This is a genomic window from Halorarius halobius (assembly GCF_024298865.1).
Taxonomy (GTDB): Archaea; Halobacteriota; Halobacteria; order Halobacteriales; family Haloarculaceae; genus Halorarius; species Halorarius halobius.
Genome location: NZ_CP101161.1, coordinates 3,183,474 through 3,207,858 on the forward strand (window position 1 = coordinate 3,183,474; position 24,385 = coordinate 3,207,858).

Sequence of the window (24,385 nt, forward strand, 5' to 3'; positions counted from 1 at the left end):
ACCGTGGAACTCGCGCGGGATTCCACGACGGTAGCGAGGAGCGAGGACCGGTCGGTGAGGGCCAGTCAGTCGGCGAGCACGTCGGGTCGTGCGCCCTCGACCTCCAGCGAGTCGAGGACGGCGCCGGCGGCCGCCTCGGGGTCGGACTCGCCGCTCGTGTCGTCGACGGCGTCCATGACGGCGGATTCGAGTGCCTCGAGTCGGTCGGTCACCTGCTCGAGGTCGAGGATGCGCGGTGCCAGCGTCAGATACGTCGTCTCGTTGCGCTCGTAGAGGTCGTCCTCGTCCATCTGCGGGAGGCCGTCGTCGGTCGGCACGTCGAGTTCGCCAAGTCCCGCGACCGACACCGGCGAGTGGAACGTCGGCGACCCGTTGACGATGGCCTGCGGGAGCACGAGCGTCGCGCCGTCGAAACTGGTGTCGCCCTGCGAGCGGACGGTGTAACACAGCGAATCCTCGACGGTGAGCGACCGGTCGGCCGTCACGATGCCGAGCACGACGCAGTTCTCGAGGATGACCTCCGCGCCGACGACGTTGCCGCGGACGATACAGTCGACGAGTCGGACCCGCTTGCCGGTGACGGTACCGCCGATGTGGGCACCCTCCGCGACGACGCGGCCGGGACAGCCCACCTCCGCGGCAACGCGGCTTCCGGTCAACTCGACGCTGTCGCTCGCCATCACCGACGCCTCGATGTGGGCGTCGGGGTCGGCCTCGACGGACTGCCCGTAGACGCTTCCGCGGACGGTGGCCCGCTCGCGGACGCGGACCGGCCGGCCGAGTTCGGCCTGTTCGGACGGCATGATGGCGCCGTCGAACGTCTCGTCGGCGTCGACGACGGCGCGGGTGTCCTCGATGTCGGCCATCAGCGACCACCCCCGCGCTCGTCGGCCGTCTCGACTGGCACGTCCTCGGGGAGCGTCTTCTCGACGGCCTCGCCGTAGGAGTCACCCGCAAGCGGACCGGAGCCGTACTCCTCGAGCGTCTCGGTGACGGTGTCGCGGTCGAGACGCTCGGTCGACCCGCTGGAGACGCCGTCGACGCCCGCCAGCAACGAGTCCATGCCGGCGAGCGAATCGAGTTGCGCCTCCGACCACTCGTCGTCGCCGCTGGTCGAGACGGTCGACGGGGAGACCACCTCGCGTTCGGTGACGCCGTCGACGGTGTACTCGACGACGTAGTAGGGGACCTGCAGTCGGTCGGCACCGCCGGTATCGAGCGAATCGAGTCGGTGAGCGTCTATCTCGGAGACGAGTTCCGACTGCCGGTCGACGAAGTCGTGGACAGTCTGGACCGTCTCGCCGGCGGTCGCACGCACCCGCTCGGTCCGCTCGGTCTGCACCTCGTCGTTGTGCGCCTGGAACGTCCGCCAGGCGGTCGTCACCTGCGTCGCGAACGGCTCCTCGATGCCGGTCTCGAACTCGGACTCCTCTATCTCGAAGATGTGGGAGCCCAGGTCACGGACGCGGTCGGCGGCCTTCTGGTCGAGTTCCTCGTGTTTCCGGGCGTAGCGGTCGGCGATGGAGTCGAGACGGGCGTCGAGTTCCTCCTTTTCGGTCTGAATCTGGTCGTACTCGGCTTCTATCTGCGGTTCGACCGAGCGCACGTCCATCACGTGCTCCATCAGTTTCAGTTCCGCCTGCGCCTGGATGTTCTCGTGGATGGCATCGCGGATGGATTCGACGCCCTCCTGGATGGCGGTGTGGACCTTCGTCACCTCGCCGGCGACTTTCTGGACATCCTCGCGGAGTTTGGCGACCGACTGGTTCAGGCTCTTCAACAGCGGGTGAAGGTCCTCGCTGGGCATCAGTCACCACCCCCCTTCGTGGAGGTACCGAGGTTCTGTGCCTTCCAGTAGTGGGCGTTGTTGATGGTGTCCGAGAAGCTGAGTTCGCCCCGCGTCTCGAGCAGGACGTCCTCCTTGTGGAACTCCTTCTTCTGCTGGAGCTCCGCCGCTTTCCGCTGGTTCTCGAGTCGCTGTTCGGCGAGGAACATGGCCTGCTGGCGTTTCCGCTCCTCCTCGCGGATGGTCTCCGCGCGGTCGGCCGCTTCCTGCTCGGCGGCCTCGATGCGCTCCTGCTCCTCGTTGCGCGTCTCCTCGAGCACGCGGTCGGTCTTCTCGTCGATTTCGGCGAAGCTCTCCTCGACGTCGGCTCTGAACTCCTCCTTGCGCTGTTCGTTCAGACGGTCGTACTTGACCATCAGGTCGCCGATCTCGTCGACGGTGCCCTTGGCGGCTTTCGCCTCCGTCTTCAGGTCGCGGATGCGCGACCGGAGGTCCTGGATGCGGTCGCTCGCCGAGCGGATTTCCTCGCGTTGCTGTTCGAACTCGCGTTCACGGAGGTCGGCCTTCTGGTCCTCGATGTCCTCGTAGATGCGCCGCCGCTGGTCGTCCTTCTCGCGCCAGAGCTGGTCCCAGACGGGGTTGACGATGTCGTCTTTGATGCGGTGGCGCGGCACCGTGTCCTCGGGGTCGTAATGCGACCGGCAGGTGTCACAGTACCAGCGCCCGTCCGCGGAGTCGGCCAGTTCGAGCCGGGACTCGATGTCGTCGGTCAGACAGTCCGGACAGTAGAAATGGTAGCTGACCATCCCGAACGCGTCCGCGGCGGTCTGGATGTGGTCGTTCAGGAGGTCGACCGCCGTCTCCTGAAGCCCAGAGAGGTCGGAGACGAGCGCCCGGCTCGTCTCGCTGAGCGCCTCGAGTTCGGCCTCGCCCTCGTCGTTTGCGGCCAGCGACTCCAGTTCCGTCAGCTCCGCCACGTCGTCGGCGGCCGCGTCGAACGGGACGGTCGTGTCCACGTCGACGGGGTCGGCGTCGGCCCGCGACGCGAGCGTCGACAGACCGGTGGCGGCCGACGACCCGCCGCGGACGACCGGCGCCGTGACGGTTCGGTGTTCGGCGGACTCGACCTCGGCCTTGACCGACTCGAGCGTCGAGGTGACGCGGCTTTCGACCCCTTCGGAGCCGGGCATCACGACCGGGAACTCGTTGATGTCCGACAGTCGTTCGTGGGCCGCGGATATCTCCTCGCGGTCGCGGAGCAGTTCGAGGTCGAACTCCGTCTCCTCGTAGGAGTCCACGGCGTCGTAGACGACGACGCGGCCGTCGTTCTCGACCAGATGGCCCGTCCAGTACCCCTTCTCGATGCCCTCGACGCTCACGTCCGGGTCTCGCGAACGGGCGTAGTAGGCACCGCCGCCGCCGACCGCCGCGCCGACCAGAAGGAGGCCGACGCCCGGGAGCGTAGCCGTCGTCGCGGCAAGCAGGACGATGCCCGCGAGCACGCCGACCCCTCCGGCCGCGAGGCTGTATCTGAGATAGCGTTGCTGGTCGTCGAGATGCTGTTCGATGCGGTCGCCGATGGCGTCGTTGACCGCGAGCGACCGCGCCTCCGTCTCCGAGACCGGGTCGTCGGCCTCGTAGATGGCGTCGGTGACTCTCATCGCTGTCCCCCGGCCGGAACGGTGCTGTTCGACTGCGCGTCTATCGTGAATCGTGTGTACATGGTCATTCGTCGAATCGCGTGCATCAACTCGGCGTGTTACGGAGCGCCCGGGAGGCGGCTTTGCTCGTGGCCGTGTCCGGGTCGAGCCTGTGGGCTTCGAGCGCCTGCTCGGCGTCGGCCGTGCCGGCCACCCCCAGCGCCTCACAGGCCGCCTGGCGCACCGCGCTATCGTCGTCCGTTTCGAGCCGCTCGACGAGCCGCTCGACGGCCGGGTCGACCGGCACCTCGCCTGCGTCGACAGCCGTCGCCAGGTCCTCACAGGCCGCACGGCGCTCGGTCGCGTCTCCGGCGGTCAACCGCTCGTCGTACTCGGTCAGCGCGCGCTCGTCGGGACCCGATTCGTCGGGCGTCTCGTCCGGCGTTGCCTCCGCGTCGTCGGCGGTCGGGTCGGACGCATCCGCCGGCTCCGCGTCGGCGCCATCGGGCGCGTCGACCGGGTCGGTGTCGCCGGCCGTCGCGGCGGCCCCACCGGACGGTGGCCCGCTGGAGTCGCTGGTCGGCGGCTCCGGTGGGCCAGAGCCGGGCGTCGCGGCGTCGGCCGTCGGCGAGGGGCCGGCCGCCGGGCCGCTGTCCGACGCGGTCTCGGAGCTGGCCGAGGAGACGGTTCCCGGCTCGGCGTCCGATATTGCGGCCGCATCCGCAGTGGGACCGGCCGCTGGCTCGTCCGTGCTCTCCGGGGCGGTGTCGTCGGTGTCGAACCGCCCGGAGACGTCTTCGCCCAGCACCGGCTTCCCGCTGTACCCGAAGTAGCCGACGATGACGGCGAACGGAATCATCAGGAACAGCGCGAGGCCGACGAACACGAGATACAGCATGCCGACGTAGTAGCCGACGGTCGACCCGCGTCGGACGGCGAGCCCCGCCCCGAACGCCCAGACCGCCATGATGAGGATGCCGACCATACCGGCCGGCACTACCGTCGACATGAGCCAACTCGACCCGAGCGACATCAACTCGCCGAGCAGGAACAGCCCGCCGACCGTCATCAGCGTGCCGATGGCGTACAGCCCGTACTCGTACCGGCGGAGGTGTTTCCGTGCCCCCTCGACGCTCGACGCGCCGACGGTGACGCCGCCGGAGTCGGCTGACTCGCCGACGCCCGAGTCGACCGTCGAGTCGTCCGAATCGGAGTCGAGGTCAACGTCGTACTCCCCGACGTCGTACTCCTCGCTCGACCCGTCGTCGCCGCGAGCGAGGCGGATGACGAGTCGGAACGGGAACGTGATAGCCCGGACGAACAGCCGGATGAGTTTGATGACTATCTTCAGGAGGAACAGCATCCGGCCAACCCTCCCTTGTTATCGGTCGCGTCCGTATCTCTCTCCCGAGCGTCGTGCCGCGCCTCCGTGGCGATGGCTGGTCGCTCGGCTTCTGTGCGTCCCCACGCCGGAGTGCTACCCCGATTGCCCCACCGTACCATACTTCGGTACATGGAGTTGATATTTCCGGCCCCAATAAGCGTTTTCGTGGGCTCGGATTTTCGCGGACGGCTACCGACTGAGCGCCGTGTCGAGGTGCCCCGGTCGAGGCCTGACTGAACGTTTTTGCGGCCCACCGCCGAATCTCGACCGTGAACGGACGCCACATCGACCACGCGAACCTTCGGATTCCGGCCGACGGCCGCGAGCCCGCCCGGCAGTTCTACGGTGAGGGGCTCGGCTTCGGCATCGAGGACGCCCGCTACGAGGCCGGCGAGAAACCCTTCTTCGACGTGCGGCTCTCCGCGACGGGCGTCATCCATCTGTGGCCGACCGAGTCGTTCGACGCGCCGGAGGCGACGAACTTCGACCACGTCTGTGTCGTCGTCGAGGAGGACGTCGAGAGCATCAAACGCCGACTCGATGAGGCCGACATCGCCATCGACACCGAACTCGACAGCCCGCTGGGCGCGACCGGCGAAGCCGGGTCGGTGTACGTCGAGGACCCGTTCGGCTACCGCATCGAACTCAAAGAGCGCGTGTGACCCCACGGGAGTCGCGACCGACGCGATTCGACCCAATCTCGACAGGGAGGTATCAGCGCCCGGCACGTAGCCCCTGGCTCCGTGATAGTGGACGGGCCCATCGACCAGCGCGGTACGTCCGTCGAGGGGTCAGGGCCACTCCGGAAGTGAGTCGGCCACACGAAGGTAGTCGCGGATGTGGTCGTGGAGCGGGTCGGGTGGCGACTCGAACACCCGGAGTGCGTCGTGCTGGTCTTCGGTCCTGAGTGCCCCGTCCCGGAGGTCGACCACGTAGCCGTTCGCCAGATAATGTTTGTCGTCGACCCCTTCGACGGCGGCCGTCTCGTAGAAATGTTCGAACGCGCCCAGCGACTCGACGATGTCGACCTCGATACCGAGTTCGTCCGCGGCGATGCGATGAACGGCCTCCGTACGCGTCTCGCCTTTGTGGACGCGCCCGCCCGGCAGGAACCACCAGCCTTTCACCGGGTCGTTCCGGCGCTTGCCGAAGACGAGTCCGCCGTCGTGGCGGACCAGCAGGTCGACGGAGACGATTGGGACGGTGGCGACGACCGTCTCCCAGTCCTCCTCGGGAATCCAGCCGGCAGGCATGACTCGACTCTGCGACTGGAGGTACAAAACAGCATCCGGTCGAGGTGGCCGAGAGCCCGCGACCGGAGAACCGAGCGACGAAGGCTTTATTCGCTACTTGACGCTTGGTACTGACAGTCAGCATGCCAGCCGCCGCCCCCGCCGAGGTCACGCGATGAGCTATCGGCGGGCGCTGGTCGGGCGCTGGTCGCGCCGCGACCGGCTGGCCGTCGTCGTCGTCGCCGTCGCCGTCGCCTTCCTCACGGGCGCGACGCTGGTGGTGCTCGCGGTCGGCTCCTCGACGACCGCAATCGCCGCCGACTACGGGACGAACGCGACCGTCACCTCCCACGCGTCGGTTCAGGCGGCCGAGCAGGCCGCCGGCCCCGACGCGGTCGTCGTCCCGCTTGCCACCGTCGAGATGCCGAACGGCACCGCGACCGTCGCCGGCGTGCCCGAGGGGTCGACCGTGGGCGGCGTGTCACTTCGCGGCGCCGACACGCCGACGCTCGGCCGCCTCGACGCCGCCCGGAACGTGACCTTGCGTGGCGACGGCGGGCAGGCGAGGCTACGGGTCGCGCCCCGAAGCGGCGGCCCGTTCCCGGCCGACTGGTACGTCGCCGCCCCCGCCACCGTCGACCGACTCGGCGGCGAGCGGGCGCTCGTCGTCACGCCCGCCGACGGGGTGCCGGCCCGGGGCGCACCAATGCGGGGCGTGCTCGCCTTCTTCATCGCGGGGACGCGCAGTGCCCTCGCCACGCTCTCCGTCGCGGCCGGCGTCGGGGCGACGCTCGTCGGCGTCACCGTCTACAGCGTCACACGGATGACCGTCCGCGACCGCCTCCGCGACCTGTTCGTGCTCCGGGCGACGGGCGCGACCCGCTGGGACGTGCGCCGGCTGTTTCTCGAGCGGGGACTGCTGTTGCTCGGCGTCGGCGTCGCGCTCGGCTACGCGGTCGGCGTCATCACGACGAACCTCGCGGTGAACGTCGCCGTCGCCGTCGGTTTGCCCACCTCGCTGTCGACGCGCGTGACCGCCGAGGCCGTCCGCTTCCTGCTACCGACCTACGGCGGCGTGGTGGCTATCGGGGCGCTGGCCACGCTGGCCGCCGTCCAGCCGGAGCTGTCGAAACCGCCGGGGAACATCGAGGACGCAACTGCGCGGTTCGCGTTCGACGGGCTCGGCCCCCGGCTCCTCTCGATGCGGACGGTCGTGCCGACGGCCGCGACGCTGGCGGCGTTCGTGACGTTCCTGCTGGTAGTCGCCGGACTCGCCGGCGTCGCCGGGCCGCTCGCGGCCGGCTCGGGGGCGACCATCACCGAACCGGACAGCACCCACCCGATAGCGAGCGACGTGCCCGCCGCCTATGCCGAGCCGTTGCGCGACCGTGGCATCGCCGCTAGCCCCGAGATACTGCTGTTTCTCGTCAGCGACGGCCAGCCGTTCCCGGCACGCGGCGCGAACTACTCGGCGTTCAGTTCGGTCACGGACGCCAGCCTCGTGGCCGGCGAGCCTCCGGCGTCGCCCGACGAGGCCGTCATCGGCGCGGACCTCGCGGACACGCTCGGCGTCGGCGTCGGCGACCGCGTCGTGCTCGGCGGGAGCCTCCGGCCGGCCGTGACGCGGGTGACCGTCGTCGGAACGTTCACCGCGCCCGGCCCGGACGACGACCAACTCGTCGTCAGCCTCGCCACCGCGCGTCACCTCACCCGAGTCGGTGACGGGCAGGTCAACTTCATCCGCGCCGAGCGACTGCCGGACATCCCCGAGACCGCGGGGACCGCGAGCGTCACGGACCTGTCGGCACCGTCAACGGTCGCGGCCGGGGAGTCGTTCACCGCGACCGTCACCGTCCGCAACGACGGACTCGCGGACCGAACGGTCAGCCGCGAGGTTCGGTTCGGCGGCACGCGCCGCACCGTCGAGGTCCGGGTGCCCGCGAGCGGCCAGCGCACGACAACCGTCGAGTTCCTCGCCGAGCGGCGGGGGACACGGCCGGTCGTGGCCGACGATGTGCGGACGAACGTGACGGTGCTCGCGCCCGACGCCGTCCGGTTCGACAGCGTACCGGAACGAGCCCCACCCAGGAGCGCGCCGCTCGTCCGCCTGCTCGATGCACGCGGACGCCCGGTCGCCGGTGCGACCGTCACCGCCGGCAACTGGTCGGGGACGACCGGCGAGGACGGCACCGTCCGCGTCTCGTTGAACGAATCGGGCGAGCGCCGCCTCACGGCGACGCGGGGGAACTACAGCGCCACGACGGCGGTGATGGTGACACCGGAGGCGACGCGGCGGCTGACCGTGACGCTCCGGGTGGCGCCGAGCAGTCCGAGCCAACTCGTCGAACCGACGGCCACGGCGACCGTCGGGAACCCGTGGGCGGTTCCGCTCACGCGGTCGGTGGCGCTCGTCGGGCCGACCGGCGCCAGCGAGCGGACGGTCACCGTCGCACCCGGCGGGAGCCGGACGGTCGACCGTGAACTCGCCCGGCGGCCGCCCGGGCGCTACGAGGTCGCCCTGCGGGCGAACGGGACGACCCGGACAGCGGCGACGTATCGCGTGACCGGCGACGAGCGGGTCGTCGCGGCGCTCGCGACCAGCGGGCGGTCGGGGTCGACCGGCATCGGGCAGGCCGTGCAGGTCGCGCTCGGCAACCTCGAACTCGCGGTCGCCGCGCTGGTGCTTCTCGGCGCGGGCATGACCGTCGGCGGCGCGGCCGCGACCTTCGCGGGCGCGGTCCACGGCACCCGACGGACGGTCGGCGTCCTGCGTGCGGTCGGACAGACCCGGGCGACCATCGCACGGCTCGTACTCGGCGACGCCCTCCGACTCGGCGTCGGTGCCGTCCTCGCCGCGGTCGCCGCGAGCCTGCTTGCCCTGCAGGCATTCGACGCCGTCGGCCTGCTCACCATCTACGGCGTCGCCATCCCGACGACGCCCTCCGTCGCCGTGCTCGCGGCCGTCGCCGGGGGGAGTCTGTTCGTGGTCGGCGTCGGCGCGGGTGTGGCGGCCGCCGGACTGCTCGCCCAGTCGCCGGCGGCCCTCCTCGACGGAGGTGACGGCCGGTGAGCCGGCGGCGCTGGCCGTTGCTGGTGGTCGCGGCGGTGAGCGTCGGCCTCGCCGCCCGCGCGGCGTTCCTCTACTGGAGCCCGCTTCCGGCGACGCTCGACGGGTTCCGGTACGCGCGGCTCGCGGCCGGGCTGGATGGCTCCTTGCTGGCGTCTGCCGTCCAGTCGGACGAACTCGTGTGGACGCTACTGCTCGGGGCGGCGGCCGACGTGACCGGCGTCAGGCCGCTGTATCTCGCTCAGCCGCTCGTCGCCTGCATCGGCGGCGCGTCGGTGCTGGGGGGCCTCGTCCTCGTCCGTGGGGTCGGGCGAGCCGCCGACTGGCCGGCGCGGCGAACTTTCCACGCGAGCGTTCTCGCGGGACTCGGCCTCGCAGTCAGCGGGATGTACCTGCGGCGCACGGGCGTCCCCGACGAGGAGGCGCTCGCGCTCCTGCTGTTGCCACTGTTCGCGCTCGCGGCCCATCGGGCGCTTGCCTCGAACCGGCGAGCATGGGCAGGGCTGTTCGGCCTGCTGGCGCTTGTGTACCCACCGCTCCACAACATGAGTTCGCTGGTGGCCGCGTTCACCCTGACGGCGGTCGTCGTCGTCCACCTTGCCCAGGCTGAATCGCGCCGCGAGGTTCTGGCCCCCACCGTGGCCGTCGCCGGATTCTGGAGCTACTTCTTCGGCTACTACACCGCCGCCGAGCGGGTCGGTCTCGAGTTGACGTACTCGGGGCTGTTGGGTGACCACCTGGGCGCGTTTTTCGCGTGGCTGGTGGTGCTCGCGGTTGGGACCGTCTGGCTGTACACGACGACCGACCGGGCGGTTCGGACGACGCTCGGCGTCGGCGTCGGCATCTGGTTCCTCGCCGCGGGCGCGAACCTCGTCGCGCCGGTGTTCCCGGGCACCATCGAGACGCCGCCGCTGATACTCGGCCTCGCACTGCTGTACGTCGTCCCCGTTGCGCTGTTCGCGTGGGGGCTCCCGTCGGTCCGACGGCTCGGTGGCGACGCACCTGCCACCGTCGCGCTGTTGCTGGCCCCCGTCGCGCTGGTCTGGTTCACGCTCGCCACGTCGCTGACGCCCGAGTTCTTCGGGACGGCGATGCGCGTGCAGGTCCACGCCCACGTCGCCACGTTCGTACTCGCGGCCGTCGTCGCCGTCGCCATCGCGGCCGACCGCCCGGTCGCCGGTCGCACGCTCGTCGCCGTGCTGGTCGTCGCCACCCTGCTGTCCGCGCCGTTCGCGTTCGTCCACATCGACACCGCGACCGCACCGCGGACGGTCCACGCCTCGGAGTTCGACGCCGTCTCCGTCGCCGCCTCCAGCGGGGGCTACGCGTCGGACCACCGGCTCTCGCGTGTCGGCCCGCTCTACTACGGCGGAAACGTTTCCGGGGCTGTCGGCCCGACCCGTGCGTGGCTGGCCGGCGGCGACCCGCCGGACTGCTTGACGCTCGCACAGCGGTCGTGGACCGTCGAGGGCGCGCATTTCTACCCGACGCCCCCGTTACGGCTTCCCCCAGACCGGTTCGACCGCTGGCACGAGCGCGGCAACCTCGTCTACAGCACGGGCGGGACGACGGAAACGTATCTCGTGGTGCCGCCCGGCGAGTCGGAAACGTGTTGACACGAGGCGGCGCCAGTCTCCGGTGAGTCCTGGGCAACTGCTGGGCGAGTGTCTCGCCTTCGGTACCGTCACGACGCTCGGCGACGGCCAGCCGGTCGGTTCGGCCGCGGGGCGACCAGGTCGGTCATCCGCTCGGCACGACCCGCCGCCGAACCGCGGTTCCCAGTTCCGCGAGCCCCGGTCGGCCGTGGTGGTTCCACAGCAGAAGCATCGCGGCCGTAAGCGCGAACCCGAACAGGACGAACGGCGACTCAAGGATGTCGCTGAGATGTGCAATCACGCCCTCGACTTCGCTCTCCGGTGGGTCGACGAGCGGCCACAGCAGGAAGCCGAGGTCGGCCCACTGGAACGTCACCAGCCCGTACAGCGCGTCCCCGAGCAGATGCGCGAGGTAGCCGACGGCGAACGCGGTGCCCGTCGCGCGTTGGTTCCGGCGGGCCGCCAGCCACCAGACGAGCGCGACCAGAGGGGCGGCGACGAGAAGCGAGTGGGCGAGCGTCCGGCCGTACGGCAGGACGTGGAGATACCACGCGAGCGGCTTGTCGACGAGGTCGGGGAGTTGGGTCCCAACGCCGAGTGCGACCACCGGCCACCCCGACGGCTGGCCGCGGCCACGACCCCGGAGGTACAGCGTGTAGCAGAGGTAACCGAGCGCGGCGTGAGCCCAGGGCCACATCACTAGCAGGGAACGTGACGAGCGGTTAGACCCTTGTGGTTCGGGGGACGCCGCCATCGGTTCGACCCGCCGGTGAGTCACCAGATTATAACCGTCGGCCCCGCAAGCGTTCGCTATGGCCACCCGGCGACGCCAGCGGTTCATCCGAGCGAACGTGGCGTGGATGCTCGGGACGGTCCTTGCGCTGTCGTTGCTGGGGTCGCTCTCCTACGAACTCGTCTTCGTCGTCTCGCTCATCGGCTTCCTCGTCGTCGTCGAGTTGACCGCGCCGTTCAACGTGACGCCACGGTGGCGTTCGCGGCTGAAATGGCTCATCGGACTCGGACTGCTCGTGTTCGGCTACATCGTGATCCGGCGCATCCTCGCCATCCTCCCGCCGGGGGTGTTCTGAGTGGGCGGCGACGGTCCGGACTGGACGCCGTTCGACCTCTCGTACCCGACGGTCCTGCTGGTGGCGCTGTGTCTCGCTATCGGCCTCGCCGTCGTCGTCGCCGCGAGCACGTCGTCGGCGTCGTTCGGCGCGTACAACGCCGAGTGGAACGGCGCCTCCGAACTCGAAGCGCAGGCCACGGCGGTCGGAAGCGACGCCGACATCGTCCGGAACACGACGGCCTACACCGAGTCGGAACCCGACGAGACGGTCGCGCTCGTGCTCTCGCCCGACCGGCCGTACACGCCCGCGGAGACGGCTCGAATCCGCCGGTTCGTCCGGGACGGTGGCACGCTCGTCGTCGCGGAGGATTACGGCGACGGCGGCAATCGGTTGCTCGACGCCGTGGGTGCACGGGCCCGCGTCGACGGCCGGTCGGTCCGCGACGAGCGGTACAACTACCGGTCGCCGGAACTGCCCGTTGCGCGGAACGTCTCCGAGCATCCGCTGACCGAGGGCGTCGACCGGTTGACGCTCAACCACGGTACCGTCCTCAACGCGAGCAACGCGACGGTGCTGGTGCGAACCTCCGAATACGCGTATCTGGACGCGAACGACAACGACGCCATCGACGAGACCGAGTCGCTCGAGAGCCGGCCCGTCGCCGCCGTGGAGTCGGTCGGCGAGGGACGGGTCGTGACCGTCTCGGACCCGAGCCTGTTCATCAACGCCATGCTGGAGCGGTCGGGCAACCAGCAGTTCACGCGGAACCTGTTCGAACGCGGGGACCGCGTGCTTCTCGACTACTCACACACCGCCGGCGTTCCACCGCTCGCCCTCGCGCTACTCGTGATCCGCGAGCAGGCGTTGCTTCAGGTAGCGCTGGGGCTCGGCGGCGTCGCAGCCGTCCTCGCCTGGAGCGGCGGGTTGATCGGCGGGCTCGCGAAGCGGCTCCGACGCGACCGGCCCGGCGACGGTGTCCAGGCCACGACCGACGACCTGACGGCGTATCTAAAACGGCAGTACCCCCACTGGGAGGAGGAGCGTCTCGAGCGCGTGGTCGAGTCGGTCAGACGACGCGAGGAGTGACCTACTCGGGAGAATCGACGACCTTGCCGCCGCAGTACTTGCAGAGGTCCGCCTGCCAGGGCACCGTCTCCTTCACCTCCGTCGCCTCGTCACAGTTCGGGCAATACGGGTCCTCTAGGTCGTCATTAGACACGACCTCCCCCCAGGCGGCCGATGGAATCTCGACCGACCCGATCCGTTCCCATCCCGGCTGCGATGGGTCCCCCCCGGTGAATCGTTTCGAGCCATCTGTGGCACCGCATCAGCCGTTGGTCCAAATCAGCATGAATATTTTGGTGGTCGAGACGTCGGGGCCCGCCCCTCTGTCCACTCGAGTACAAACGTGATTTTAAGTTTGGAGCCTCAGACGTGGAAGTGATGAGTGATGTCGCCGAGCTCTACGACGCGATACAGGACGAACTCGGGCGGGTTCTCATCGGGAACGAGGAGATCGTCGAGAGTCTGACGGTCGCTCTGCTGACCGAGGGGCACGTCCTCCTCGAAGGCGTACCGGGGGTCGCGAAGACGACCATCGCCAACCTGTTTGCCCGGGCGAGCGGGCTCGGATTCAGTCGCATCCAGATGACGCCGGACCTGCTGCCGGCCGACGTCACGGGTACTCACATCTACCGCGAGGGCACCGGGCAGTTCGAACTCCAGAAGGGACCGATCTTCGAGAACATCATCGTCGCCGACGAGATCAACCGCGCGACGCCGAAGACGCAGTCGGCGCTGCTGGAGGCGATGGAGGAGGGCACGGTCACCATCGAGGGCGACACGCTTCCCTTGCCGGACCCGTTCATGGTCATCGCCACGCAGAACCCCATCGAGATGGAGGGGACCTTCGCGTTGCCCGAAGCACAGCGCGACCGCTTCCAGCTCAAGCTCACCGTCGACCTGCCGGACCGGGAGATGGAGACACAGCTGCTCGACCGGTTCGACGACGACCCCGGCCTGGACGCGAGTTCGGTCGAACAGGTCGTGGGGCTCGAGGAGTTGCAGGCGGCCCGCGAGACCGTCTCGGAGGTGTACGTCGACGACTCGGTCAAGCAGTACGCGCTCGATCTGGTGACGGCGACGCGAGAGAGCCCGGAGGTCGAACACGGCGCGTCCCCGCGGGCCTCGCTGGCGTTTCTGAACGCCGGCAAGGCCCGGGCGGCCATCCACGGCCGCGAGTACGTGATCCCCGACGACGTGAAGCGGCTCGCACCGTGGGTGCTTCGCCACAGGCTCGTACTGAACACGGACGCGGAACTGAGCGACGTGAGTTCGACCGACGTGGTCGACAGCGTGCTTGGGTCGGTCTCACCGCCCGGAAGCACGGAGGTCACGCCGGGGGCCGACGGCGAGCCGAGCGGGGAGCACGTCGTCGGCGACGGCGGCGCGACGGAGACCTCGGACGCCGAGCAGGAGTAGGGTCGTCACGGGCGCTACCGGCCTCAGTTCACGGATCCGAGTCGCGTCAGGCTCCGTCGTCGTCCGGGAGTCGAAGCGTGATGACGTACTCGAAGCGGTCGTCGCCGACGCTGGTCTCCGCGGCGACGGGCTGGTCGAGCCCGCGGGCGAGGCCGACCGCGAACACCGAGACGACCGGATGGTCGAACCGCTCGACGGAGCCGTACAGGCTATCCGTGACTCCCACGGAGATGCGGTCGTCCTCGCGGTCGACGTCCAGCGCCGACGCGAGTTCGAACTGTTCGACGACGCCGTCAGCGAGCTGCTGTGCCAGCGGCCCCGGTTCGTCCGCCAGCGGCCCCGCGAGTGCCCGTTCGAGTTCCGAGAACAGGGGGTCGCCGGTCGGCTGCAGCGAGACGCCCTGCGTCCGGCCGTCCTCGGTCACCACGAACGGCTCCTCGAGAGCAGTCGCGTCCGGGACGGTGTACGACTCGTGTTGTGGCACGAACAGCCGTGCGTCGGCGCTGGCGTCGCTCTCGACGCCCCCGGTGGGTACGTACACCCGCTCGTGTGAGAGCCCGAGGTCCGCGACGATGTCGGCCTCGTTGGTCGCCAGGGCGCGGTAGACGCGTTCGCCGACCGCCGCACTGACGAACTGCTCGGGCGTCAGATAGTACGTCAACACCGCACCGAACAGACCGACGGCACCGAGCGCGAGCAGGACCTGCCGACTCCCCGGGAACGCGACGCCCGCACCGGCGGCGGCCACTCCGATAGCGCCGAGTGCCAGCGCGGTCCGCCGGTAGCTGGAGCGCCGGGCCCGGGCGTAATCACGGCGAAGTCGTCGGTTCTCCTCCTGCAGGAGGTCAAGCCGGGCGAGGAGGTCCTCGCGGTCGGCGCGCTCCCCCTCCGCGTCGGCGTCGGCATCGGCATCGGCGTCTTCGCTTCCGTTGGTGGCCGCCTCCGGCGTCCGGCTCACGGCTCCGCGTCACCTCCGGCGAGACCGAGACGGAGCAGTTCGACGCGGTGGAGCAGGTAGGCGACGACGGCCGCCACGACGAGAAGCGTCACCGCGAGCGCCCATAATCGGTCGGTCGCCTCCATCCCGATTGTGAGAAGGCCGCCGAAGCAAATCGTCGCGACGGCGAATGCAGCCACCCCCCGGCCTCTCGGCCGCTGCGCGAGCACAGTACCCGCGAGCACGAGCCAGAGGACCCCCTCCCCGACGAGCAGGGTCAGCAACTCAGGGGAGACGGGGACGCCGATGCGCACGTCGCCCGAAACGAACAGCAGCAGCGGCAACTGGCCGAGCACCACGAGTAGCACCGGAATCGACGGCCACCCGCCGTCCGTCTTCCCCGCCTCACCAGTCGTCTGTGAGCCACTCATGCGTGAACGGACGGGAGCTGTGGACGTGCCCCGCGACCGCCCGCGCCGTCGTCGGCGCCCGGTCGGTCGGCCGTGCTGTGCTGGTCCATACGGTGTCGTGGACTGATGCACGGAAGAAGTTACTGGCATCCGACGGCTCTCAGCGCCGCGCCCGGTTGCGTTGTGCTTGCCGGGCCGACAGCATCGCACCCAGCCGGTCGCCGGGTGCGACCTCGAACGCCTCCACGCGGTCGAGGCGGGCGAGGTCGCGACGGAACTCCTCGAAGTCAACGTAGCGGTCGTACGCGTCGTCGATATCCACCATGGCGTCCGTCTCGAACAGCATACGGGGTGCGAGGAACACGAGGACGTGGTCGTCGCCACGCCGGGCGAGTTTCACGGTCTCGCGGAGTTCCGCACGGTGGCGGTCGTCGGTGAGGATGACCGTCCAGACGCTCCCCCGCAGGCGGTCGACCCGCGAGCGGACGGTGCCGAACAGCGGCGTCGACGAGATGCGTTCCACGTACGGTTCTGGACGCTCGTAGTACGGGCGGAGCCGGGTTGCGAACGCCGAGTCGTCGTCCGCCAGCGCCGCGGCCGCCGTCCGGGCTTCACCGGGGGTCCTGCCGCCCGGAGAGCCAGCGAGGGGCTTGCCCGACTCCGTCTCCGAAGTCGGTTCCAGTTCCTGTATCGTCCGGCGGAGTCGCTGGAACTGGCCGGTGCCGGCCTCGGGGTCCCACGCGTTCGTGAGCCCCGCGTCGCCGACCGTGTAGAGCCCGATCGGGTCCTGGAGTTTCCGGGCACTCGCGAGGAACGTGAGCGCCGCCTCGCGGAGGTAGTCGAGTTGTGTCTCGCCGGCCCGTCCCGTCCCGAGTGCCGCACGGTGGTCGACGACGAGTGCCGTCTCGCGGTCGGTCTCGGACTCGAACTTGCGAACGTACAGTTCGTTGAACCGTGCGGTCGCCTTCCAGTCGATGTCGCTGGTCTCGTCGCCGGGAACGTACTTCTGGAGCTCAGCGGGGTCAAGCCCCGAGCCGAGTCGGTTGGCGTCGTGGCGTCCGTAGGCGGCCGCCACTTCCTCGCCGCCCTGTCCGATGTGGACATCACGGGGAGCGGGCGGCTCGACGGTCAGCGTCTCCCGCTCGCCGACCGGGACGGTCTCGGTGAACAGGCCGGCCCCGTCACCGACCTCGACGGTCGGGCGCTCGAACGAGTGGGCGCCCGCGGTCGGGACGCGGATCGTGAACGTCGTCGTCGCGTCGCGTGCGTCGGGCGACAGCGCGACGGTCCGCTCGTCGACGTCGGAGCCGGTGGTGGCCACCGGCGGCGTCACCGACACCGCTACCGGCAGCGGCGGTGCGTCCGGCAGGCTCGCAGCGAGCGTGACCGTCGCGGGCTGGCCGGTGGTGACGGACCGGGGCGTCACCGTCACGTCGACGGACAGGTCGTCGCGGATCGTACCGACCGCACGGGAGAACTGGTACTGTCGGGCGACCAGCCAGGCGGCGACGAGGGCGGCTCCGACGAGCGGCACGGGCGAGTCGACGAGCACGGCCAGGACTGCGAGGACGACGCCGAGCGCCACGCTCGCCCAGAACCGCCGCGTGCCACGCATGGGGAGTGCTGGGAAGCGACGGTAGTTCAAGCTACTGTTCGGGCTGGCTCGTGACGGGGCGGAGGGAACACCTCTAAATAGCCGGACGCGTCCTGTTCGAGCGTGAGTCGGACGGTCGGTGTGTGGGTCGCGGTGTTCGTTGTGGCCAGCGTGGCCGCCCCCGGCGTCGTCGCCGTCGCGGCCCAGGAGGAGACACCGACCGGCAACGAGACGCGAACGCCACACGTCGACCCGGACGCGACGAACCAAAACGGCGACCTCGGTGGCATCCAGCGGGCGCTCGCTTCGCGGATGGCCGACCGGCTGGCGGGAAGTTCGTTGCAGTTGAGCCAGGGACAGTACGAACGCGCCGACGAGTTGGTCGGGGAGGAGTACCAGGATCAGTACGGGAAGTACGTCGACGTGGCCGGCGAGACCGACGAGGATGACGCCTCGGAGACGCTCAATACCGCACGCGATCAACAGGAAGACCTGATAGAGAGCGTCCGCGAATACAACGAGACGCGCCAGGAGTACCAGGAGGCGAAGCGGAACGGCAACGAGCAGCGGGCCCGCCGGCTCGCACGCGACCTGGAACAACAGTCACAGAACGTGACGGCGTCGGCGACTCAGTTGCAGTCGTCTTACGAACGAATCGGTAATCAGACTGGACGGAACCTGACGGACGCTTCTCGGGCCATCGCGGAGGTATCCACAGACATCGAACAGCAGCAAGCCGAAATCCGTGCCGCCGAGTTCCAGCCGGCGAACCTGACGCTCACCGCCCAGGCCCAGAGTGCATCGTTCCTGAATCCGGTGTCGCTGGCCGGTCGACTGACGACCGCCAACGGCTCGGCTATCGCCGGTGCGCGAATCGTCGTCGCCGACCCGGAGCGGCGGTACGTGACCCGAACCGACCCCGACGGCCGCTTCGAGTTGGCGTTCCGTCCCGTGCTCGCTCGCCTCGGCGCGCAGTCGGTGACCGTCAGCTACCGACCGAACGGAACCTCGGTGTATCTAGGGGCGAACGCGACGGCCGACCTGCTCGTCACGCAGGTCGACTCGACGGTGACCATCGAGGACGCGACCGCGGAGGCGGCGTTCGGTGACGCGGTCCGTGTCACGGGGCGCGTGGCGGCCGGCAACCGCCCGGTGCCGTCGGTTCCCGTCGTGGTGACGGTCGGCGGAACGCGTCTCGCAACCGGACGGACGACCGAAAACGGCAGTTACACGCTGACGGGGGAGTTACCCGCGCCAGTCCGGGCCGGCAATCGGACGCTCCGCGTGCGTCTGCCGTTCGAGAAGCGGTCCGTGGCCGCGGACGACCGCGGGCGCACCCTCCGCGTCCGCTCCTCGCCGACGAATCTGACGCTCTCGACATCGGCGTCGGACGGCGGCATCACGGTCAGCGGCCGACTCCGGACAGGGGACGGCGAGGCAGTCGTGAGCCAACCCATCGAGGTTCGCCGGAACGGGAGCACGGTGACCGTAACCCGAACGAACGACGACGGGCGGTACAGCGCAACGATTCCTGCCGACCCAGGGACCCAGTACGAGGTGACAGTCGCGTACGACGAGCCGGCGACGAACCTCCGCGCGTCGAACGCGAGCACGCTGGTGGCCGTACCACCGTCCGACGGCGGACAAGGTAGGGACGGCGACGCCGGCGGCGGTGACGGCATCGTCAGCGACCTCCGTGACTGGCTGGCGTCCAACGCCCTGCTCGCTGGTGGCCTTCTCGTCGGCTGTGTGCTGGCCGGGCTGGCTATCGGCCGGGCGCTGGCAGAGTCGTCGGACATGTCCACAGGTACGGCACCGACCCCCGGCCGCCCGGCCGAACCGGAGTCCGATGAGCCGGAGGGGGCGACGACGCCGCTGGCGGCGGCCCGAGGTGCCCTCGGGGAGAACACGAACGCCGCGGTCGAGCGCGCTTACGCCGCCGCCCGGAGCCGTCTGCAGGCGGACGGCATCGCCACCTCCGACGCGACCCACTGGGAGTTCTACCGGGCCTGTCTCGAGGCGGGCATCGACCGTAGCGAGGCGCTGGAGACGCTGACCGGGCTCTACGAGCGGGCGGCGTTCGACCCGCGAGACGTCTCGGAGAGCGACGCGGAGACGGCCGTCGAGAGGGCCGACGAGATACTGTAGCGACCGACCCGCTTTTGGTGCCGTGACTGTTTGCCCGTAGTATGTCCGCACGATGGCGATTGCTGTTGCCCGGCTGGCTCCGTTCGGTGCCCGCGGACCTGGCCGCCGTCATCGCGCTCGTGCTCGTGACGCTCGGAGCCGTGTTCCTTCCCGTCGTCAGCGAGACGCCGCTACGGGTCGTCGTCGGGCTCCCGTTCGTGCTGTTCGTCCCCGGCTACGCCTTCATCGCCGCGCTGTTTCCAGAAGCGGGAGCCGGGCCGGTCGGCGACGCGTCCGGCCCGGACGACGAGCCCGTCGAGACCCTCGACGACGGCGGTATCGACGGCATCGAGCGGGTCGCGCTCTCGTTCGGTACCTCCATCGCCATCGTGCCGCTCATCGGCCTGGTGTTGAACTTCACGCCGTGGGGGATTCGGCTGGTGCCCATCATGGTGTCGGTGAGCGGGTTCACCCTGCTGGCGGCCGGCGTGGGCGTCCACCGACGCAACGAACTGCCGGCCGACGAGCAGTTCCACGTTCCGTACCGCGAGTGGCTCGCCGCTGGCCGCGAGGAACTGTTCGACCCGGAGACGCGCATCGACGGCGCGTTGAACGTCCTGCTCGTCGTGAGCATCCTGCTTGCCGTGAGCAGCGTCGGCTACGCCGTCGCAGTGCCCAAGCAGGGCGAGCAGTTCACCGAACTGTATCTGCTGACCGAGAGTGACGACGGCGACCTCGTGGCCGACGACTACCCGCAGAACTTCACTGCGGGAGAGCCGCAGTCGCTGTACGTCGGCGTCGGCAACAACGAACACCGGACGGTCGACTACTCGGTGGTGGTCGCGATACAGAACGTCACCTTCGAGAACAACGAGTCGCGGGTGCTACAGGAAGAGCGATTGCGCACCTTCGAGACGACGCTGGCGCACAACGAGACCTGGCAGTTGAACCACACGGTCGCGCCGACCCTGACCGGCGACGACCTCCGGTTGACCTACTTCCTGTACAAGGGCGACCCCGCGGCGAACCCGACCGTCGACAACGCCTACCGCGAAGTGCATCTGTGGGTGAACGTCTCCACGCGGGGCACGGCCGGCTGAGCACCGACGCGGCCGCGACGGACTCTCCTTTGCCCGAGGCTATTTCTACGCTGACGACGGGATGGGGGTATGGACGTCGACCCCGACGAGTTCCCGTTACCGCCGTACTACGACACCATCGGCATCGAGATAACCGAGGTCGAACCCGGGTACGCGACGGGCCGGTTACCGCTCACGGAGGCGATATCCGCGTCGCCGTCGACGAACATCGCCCACGGCGGCGCCGTGGCCTCGCTCGCCGACTCGGTCGGCTACTGGGCCGTCTCCGCGGCCAACGACTTCGCGACGACGCCGACCATCGACCTCCGCATCGACTATCTCGCGCCCGCGACCGACGACATGCGGGCGACGGCGACGGTCTCGCGCAACGGGTCGAGCGTCGGCGTCGTCGACGTGGACGTGGAGACGCCGGACGACACCGTGGCGGTCGTTCGAGGCGTGTTCAAATCCGGCGGCGGCGAGGGCGATTCCGCGTGGGAGGCACCCGACCGGTAGGCGGCCCACGTGCGAAATCGGTACCGTTCGCCACCCCGGAAGCCGTAAATCAGCCGACTACTACTCCGAAATCGGATCGAGTTTCGCTGTAATCTTCCGGTAGACATCGGGCGGGCAGTACCGCAGTTCATCGGCTGGGGCTACTGACCACCGTCGGCGCTTATCACGGGAGCCGAGAACCGGGCACAGCCTCCTCCGACGGTCACGCGCCGTCGGCAGGAGTCACCACCGACTCACAGTCCGGGCATTCGGCGAAGGCCGACCGCTCCCCGGCGGCGTCGTAGGTAATCAGGAGAAAGCCGGTCGGAATCGTCGCACCACAGTGCGGACAGTATCCACATGAGGGGGTCGCGTCGGTCATACCAAGTCGCTGTCGGTCACGAGCATCATCTGTGAAAGGGGGGAGCCACGGAACGTGTGACACGGCATTCCACGGCCCCAGGCGACGCCTACTCACCGACTCCTTACAGTTAATTGCCGATTAAACTGGGCCTCAAACGTGCGGGCCCGTGACGGCTACCGTCCGCCCTGCGGCGTCGTCGCCGGTTGGACCCCCGAAAACGAGGCGCCGGCCCCGGCCGGCGCCGACGGCCGCTGGTGTGGTCAGAACGTTAGCCGTTCGAGGAGCCGGTGGCGGAGACTCGGCTGACGGGAGTCGTGCCGGTAGACGGTGACCGTCGTGCACCCCGGGGTCGGAACTGCCGGCCGGTCGCCGAACAGCACGTCCCGCAAGCCGGCACCGGCGCCCGAGCGAATCAGCAGGTCCGGCCGGGCCGGTCGGCCACCGTCGGTGCGGATGGCCTCGGTGTGGACCGGGACCGTGAGCAGTTCCGACAGCGCCGACCGGTAGTCGTCAATCGCACGGCGGTGTCTGTCGGTGAGTTCCCTGTCGGGCGGATACCAGAGGGAGACGCGTCCGCCGTTGGCCGCCGCGACGGCGCCCGCGAACTTCACCGCCAGCGGCGGGTACGGCCGATTGTAGCCGGAGAGCACGACGTGTTCCGGATTCTCGTAGCCGAGATTGTCGACCAGCAGGACGTCACACGGCGCGTGTCGGACGACCCAGTCTATCGGGTCGCCGACGAGCCGGGACCGGAGCCGGAGCGGTTCGTGTTCCGCGACGATAGCGTCCACGCCACGCCGCCGGGCGACGTTCACGACCGCGTGTTTCGTGTCGTGGCTGACGACTTCGTCGGCCTCGATGTCGACGCCCAGCTCCGCCGAGAGCGCCTCTATCCGCCGTTCGAACGAGACGTCCGACGCCGACTGGACCGCCACGTCGTCCGTGAGTGGAGCCTGGTCCGGAATCTCGTCGAATCTGACCGCGACCACACGCCCGTCGTCCGGACGGACGATGTCGGCCGCGAGAGCCACGAGCGACCGCTCGCGGGGCTCGTCGACGCGCTTGGTGAGCGCGACCAGCACCTCGTGTGTGTCCTCCCCGAGTGTCGACTCGGCCTCGGTGAGCGCATCCCTGCCGACCTGCCGGCGAATCACGTCCGTGGCGGCCCCCTCGCGGTCGACACGGGTCCGAACGTACAGGAGATACCAGGCGACGCTCGCAATCGTGATGAGGCCGGCGCCGAGGAGGGCGACGGTTCCCATCTGTGTGAGGAGAACGGCGCCCGTGACGAGGCCGAACACCTGCATCCACGGATACAGCGGGGAGGTGAACTCGGGGTCGTACTCGGTGCTTCCCATCCGGAAGGCGACGACGGCCACGTTGATCAGCCCGAACACCATGATCTGGAAGGCGCTGGCGAGCTTCGCTATCTCGAGGATCGGTACGAACGCGATGAGCACCAGCAGTACGGCGCCCGTGAGCGTTATCGAGGCGGCGGGCGTCCCGAACCGCTCGCTGACCGTCGACAGCGAGGGGGGGACGAGCCGGTCGCGGCTCATCGCGAACGGGTAGCGCGACGACGAGAGGATGCCGGCGTTGGCCGTCGAGACCAGCGCGAGGATGGCCGCGAGGATGACGGCGACGACGCCGGCCTCCCCGAGCGTCAGTTCCGCGACCACGGCGACGGGCGTCAGCGACCCGGCGACCGTCCCGGGGGCCGTCGTCCCGACGATGACCGCGACGATACCCACGTACAACAGCGTCGTGAACGCCAGCGACCCGAGGATGCCCAGCGGGATGTTCCGGCCGGGGTTCTCCACCTCCTCGGCGACGCTCGCGACCTTGGTGACGCCCGCGTAGGAGACGAAGACGAGCCCCGTGGCCGCCAGGAGCCCAGCGACGCCCGAGTCGAAGAAGCCAACGTAGTTGGCCGACTGGACCGCGGGGGCGCTCCCCGCGGCGAACCAGCCGAGCGCCGCCAGCATGACGACGACGATGGCGAGTTGGAGGCGGCCGGTCTGCTTGGCGCCGACCAGGTTCACGAGTATCAGGACCGTCGCCAGCCCTAGCGCGACCGGCTTCAGCGGCAGGTCGAACAACAGGAGCAGATACGGGACGCCGCCGACGAGCGCGAGCGCTCCCTTGAACGACAGCGAGAACCACGTGCCGACGCCGGCGATCGTCCCGAGCAGTGGGCCCATACCCCGCTCGATGTAGATGTAGGTGCCGCCGGCCTCCGGCATCGCCGTCGCCATCTCGGATTTCGAGAGGGCGGCCGGCACGACCAGAAGCCCGGCGAGCGCGTACGCGAGTATCACCGCCGGGCCGGCTATCTCCAGCGCGAGTGCGGGCAGGATGAAGATGCCGCTCCCGATCATCGCCCCGATGCTTATAGCCAGGACCGACGGGAGCCCGAGGTCGCGTTCGAGTTCCTTCATGCGATGGAGTCCCCGTCCGTAGTCGTGGAGGCCAACTGGCCGACGACCGTCTCCGAGAGCGCCCGCGTCACGCAGACCGGCCGGTGGCCGGCCTCGGCGACGACAGCGCGTCGCTCGGGAGCGTTGACGACGACGAACGTCTCCAGGACACCGAAACGCGTCTTCACGAGTTGTGCGATGAGGAGGTTCCGGCTGTCCCGCGGGGTCGCAACCACGACCCGCGACGTGTCCGAGACCCCGACCCGGTCGAGCACGCTCGGGTCGTCAGGTCGCCCCTGGACCCCGGGTACGTCTGTCGAGTCGTGCGTTTCGTCGACGAGACGGACCGAGCGCCCGTCCGCGTGGAGCAGACCGGCGATCGCCGCTCCGAGATGCCCGCCGCCGAGGACGAGGTACTCGGCGTCCGCTTCGCTACTTGGCGCGTGTGCGCCCGTAATTCGTCCACGAATCGGTCCAGTGAGTCCGTCAGTCGGTGAGTACATGGCGTTGGTCTCCTCCTGTGGTGAGCGTACATCAGGTTGGAGACAGAACAGTATAAATTAGCCGGTTTTGATGACGGTTCGTCAAAATAGGACGGTGTATTTATCTTATCTGTCGAAGTGATTGAGTTGGCTCGCGTCGTCCCCGGCTCCTGTCGGGCGTTTCGGGCGTATCGAGCGAGAACACTAATACTCGGGCGGGTGAAC

At 69.4% G+C, this 24,385-nt stretch carries 22 protein-coding genes; 9 read left to right on the forward strand and 13 right to left on the reverse strand.

Going from position 1 to position 24,385, the window contains the following annotated elements; genetic code table 11:
• Positions 1 to 65 precede the first annotated feature (65 nt).
• From NL112_RS16970 to NL112_RS16985, 4 genes are all read right to left on the reverse strand, one after another.
• Positions 66 to 866: a hypothetical protein gene (locus tag NL112_RS16970; RefSeq protein ID WP_255150037.1), complete on the reverse strand. Its 801-nt coding sequence runs from the start codon at positions 864 to 866 to the stop codon at positions 66 to 68.
• Positions 866 to 1,807 carry a hypothetical protein gene (locus NL112_RS16975; RefSeq protein WP_255150038.1) on the reverse strand — a complete coding sequence of 314 codons (942 nt, stop codon included), beginning with the start codon at positions 1,805 to 1,807 and terminating at the stop codon, positions 866 to 868. Before NL112_RS16975 ends, NL112_RS16970 begins: the two co-directional genes overlap by 1 nt.
• Positions 1,807 to 3,447: a hypothetical protein gene (locus NL112_RS16980; protein ID WP_255150039.1), complete on the reverse strand. Its 1,641-nt coding sequence runs from the start codon at positions 3,445 to 3,447 to the stop codon at positions 1,807 to 1,809. Before NL112_RS16980 ends, NL112_RS16975 begins: the two co-directional genes overlap by 1 nt.
• A gap of 85 nt (positions 3,448 to 3,532) precedes the next feature.
• The gene (locus NL112_RS16985) at positions 3,533 to 4,789 is read right to left on the reverse strand and encodes a HEAT repeat domain-containing protein (RefSeq protein ID WP_255150040.1); all 1,257 of its coding nucleotides are present in this window, start codon (positions 4,787 to 4,789) and stop codon (positions 3,533 to 3,535) included.
• Positions 4,790 to 5,079: 290 nt separating this feature from the next.
• Between NL112_RS16985 and NL112_RS16990 the strand changes: the two genes are divergently transcribed.
• Entirely contained in the window at positions 5,080 to 5,472 is a 393-nt protein-coding gene (locus NL112_RS16990) for a VOC family protein (RefSeq protein WP_255150041.1), read from the forward strand.
• 129 nt (positions 5,473 to 5,601) lie between these two features.
• Here the strand turns inward: NL112_RS16990 and NL112_RS16995 are convergent, their stop codons facing one another.
• Positions 5,602 to 6,063: an NUDIX domain-containing protein gene (locus NL112_RS16995; RefSeq protein ID WP_255150042.1), complete on the reverse strand. Its 462-nt coding sequence runs from the start codon at positions 6,061 to 6,063 to the stop codon at positions 5,602 to 5,604.
• A gap of 154 nt (positions 6,064 to 6,217) precedes the next feature.
• Here NL112_RS16995 and NL112_RS17000 point away from each other — a divergent pair, with 154 nt between their 5' ends.
• Both NL112_RS17000 and NL112_RS17005 read left to right on the forward strand, forming a co-directional pair.
• Positions 6,218 to 9,112 (forward strand): FtsX-like permease family protein, encoded by a 2,895-nt coding sequence (locus tag NL112_RS17000; protein WP_255150043.1) that lies wholly within the window; start codon positions 6,218 to 6,220, stop codon positions 9,110 to 9,112.
• The gene (locus NL112_RS17005; protein WP_255150044.1) at positions 9,109 to 10,725 is read left to right on the forward strand and encodes a sodium:phosphate symporter; all 1,617 of its coding nucleotides are present in this window, start codon (positions 9,109 to 9,111) and stop codon (positions 10,723 to 10,725) included. The genes NL112_RS17000 and NL112_RS17005 overlap by 4 nt, the downstream gene beginning before the upstream one ends.
• Before the next feature lie 124 nt (positions 10,726 to 10,849).
• Here the strand turns inward: NL112_RS17005 and NL112_RS17010 are convergent, their stop codons facing one another.
• On the reverse strand, positions 10,850 to 11,401 hold the full coding sequence (locus NL112_RS17010) for a metal-dependent hydrolase (RefSeq protein WP_255150045.1): 552 nt from the start codon (positions 11,399 to 11,401) through the stop codon (positions 10,850 to 10,852).
• A 115-nt stretch (positions 11,402 to 11,516) separates the two neighbouring features.
• Between NL112_RS17010 and NL112_RS17015 the strand changes: the two genes are divergently transcribed.
• Complete coding sequence (locus NL112_RS17015; protein ID WP_255150046.1) at positions 11,517 to 11,792, forward strand: DUF8044 family membrane protein; 276 nt, start codon at positions 11,517 to 11,519, stop codon at positions 11,790 to 11,792.
• Positions 11,793 to 12,860, forward strand: a complete 1,068-nt coding sequence (locus NL112_RS17020) for a DUF4350 domain-containing protein (protein WP_255150047.1) — start codon at positions 11,793 to 11,795, stop codon at positions 12,858 to 12,860.
• 1 nt (position 12,861) lies between these two features.
• On the opposite strand, the gene NL112_RS17025 is transcribed toward NL112_RS17020, so the two are convergent.
• Complete coding sequence (locus NL112_RS17025) at positions 12,862 to 12,993, reverse strand: hypothetical protein (protein ID WP_255150048.1); 132 nt, start codon at positions 12,991 to 12,993, stop codon at positions 12,862 to 12,864.
• A 224-nt stretch (positions 12,994 to 13,217) separates the two neighbouring features.
• Here NL112_RS17025 and NL112_RS17030 point away from each other — a divergent pair, with 224 nt between their 5' ends.
• A complete protein-coding gene (locus tag NL112_RS17030; protein ID WP_255150049.1) occupies positions 13,218 to 14,255 on the forward strand; it encodes an AAA family ATPase in 1,038 nt (345 codons plus the stop codon).
• Between the two features lie 46 nt (positions 14,256 to 14,301).
• On the opposite strand, the gene NL112_RS17035 is transcribed toward NL112_RS17030, so the two are convergent.
• From NL112_RS17035 to NL112_RS17045, 3 genes are all read right to left on the reverse strand, one after another.
• Positions 14,302 to 15,213 (reverse strand): DUF7982 domain-containing protein, encoded by a 912-nt coding sequence (locus tag NL112_RS17035; RefSeq protein WP_255150050.1) that lies wholly within the window; start codon positions 15,211 to 15,213, stop codon positions 14,302 to 14,304.
• Positions 15,210 to 15,623 (reverse strand): DUF8163 family membrane protein, encoded by a 414-nt coding sequence (locus NL112_RS17040; protein ID WP_255150051.1) that lies wholly within the window; start codon positions 15,621 to 15,623, stop codon positions 15,210 to 15,212. The genes NL112_RS17035 and NL112_RS17040 overlap by 4 nt, the downstream gene beginning before the upstream one ends.
• 139 nt (positions 15,624 to 15,762) lie before the next feature.
• On the reverse strand, positions 15,763 to 17,217 hold the full coding sequence (locus tag NL112_RS17045) for a DUF58 domain-containing protein (RefSeq protein WP_255150052.1): 1,455 nt from the start codon (positions 17,215 to 17,217) through the stop codon (positions 15,763 to 15,765).
• 102 nt (positions 17,218 to 17,319) lie between these two features.
• On the opposite strand from NL112_RS17045, the gene NL112_RS17050 reads away from it, so the two are divergent.
• The 3 genes from NL112_RS17050 to NL112_RS17060 all read left to right on the forward strand — a co-directional run bounded on the left by NL112_RS17050 (position 17,320) and on the right by NL112_RS17060 (position 20,918).
• Complete coding sequence (locus tag NL112_RS17050; RefSeq protein WP_255150053.1) at positions 17,320 to 19,344, forward strand: hypothetical protein; 2,025 nt, start codon at positions 17,320 to 17,322, stop codon at positions 19,342 to 19,344.
• Positions 19,345 to 19,385: 41 nt separating this feature from the next.
• Positions 19,386 to 20,423 (forward strand): DUF1616 domain-containing protein, encoded by a 1,038-nt coding sequence (locus tag NL112_RS17055; protein ID WP_255150054.1) that lies wholly within the window; start codon positions 19,386 to 19,388, stop codon positions 20,421 to 20,423.
• Positions 20,424 to 20,492: 69 nt separating this feature from the next.
• The gene (locus tag NL112_RS17060) at positions 20,493 to 20,918 is read left to right on the forward strand and encodes a PaaI family thioesterase (protein WP_255150055.1); all 426 of its coding nucleotides are present in this window, start codon (positions 20,493 to 20,495) and stop codon (positions 20,916 to 20,918) included.
• Positions 20,919 to 21,120: 202 nt separating this feature from the next.
• On the opposite strand, the gene NL112_RS17065 is transcribed toward NL112_RS17060, so the two are convergent.
• The 3 genes from NL112_RS17065 to NL112_RS17075 all read right to left on the reverse strand — a co-directional run bounded on the left by NL112_RS17065 (position 21,121) and on the right by NL112_RS17075 (position 24,181).
• On the reverse strand, positions 21,121 to 21,279 hold the full coding sequence (locus NL112_RS17065; RefSeq protein ID WP_255150056.1) for a phage terminase large subunit family protein: 159 nt from the start codon (positions 21,277 to 21,279) through the stop codon (positions 21,121 to 21,123).
• Between the two features lie 242 nt (positions 21,280 to 21,521).
• A complete protein-coding gene (locus NL112_RS17070; RefSeq protein ID WP_255150057.1) occupies positions 21,522 to 23,699 on the reverse strand; it encodes an amino acid permease in 2,178 nt (725 codons plus the stop codon).
• Positions 23,696 to 24,181 (reverse strand): NAD-binding protein, encoded by a 486-nt coding sequence (locus tag NL112_RS17075; RefSeq protein ID WP_255150058.1) that lies wholly within the window; start codon positions 24,179 to 24,181, stop codon positions 23,696 to 23,698. The genes NL112_RS17070 and NL112_RS17075 overlap by 4 nt, the downstream gene beginning before the upstream one ends.
• Positions 24,182 to 24,385 lie beyond the last annotated feature (204 nt).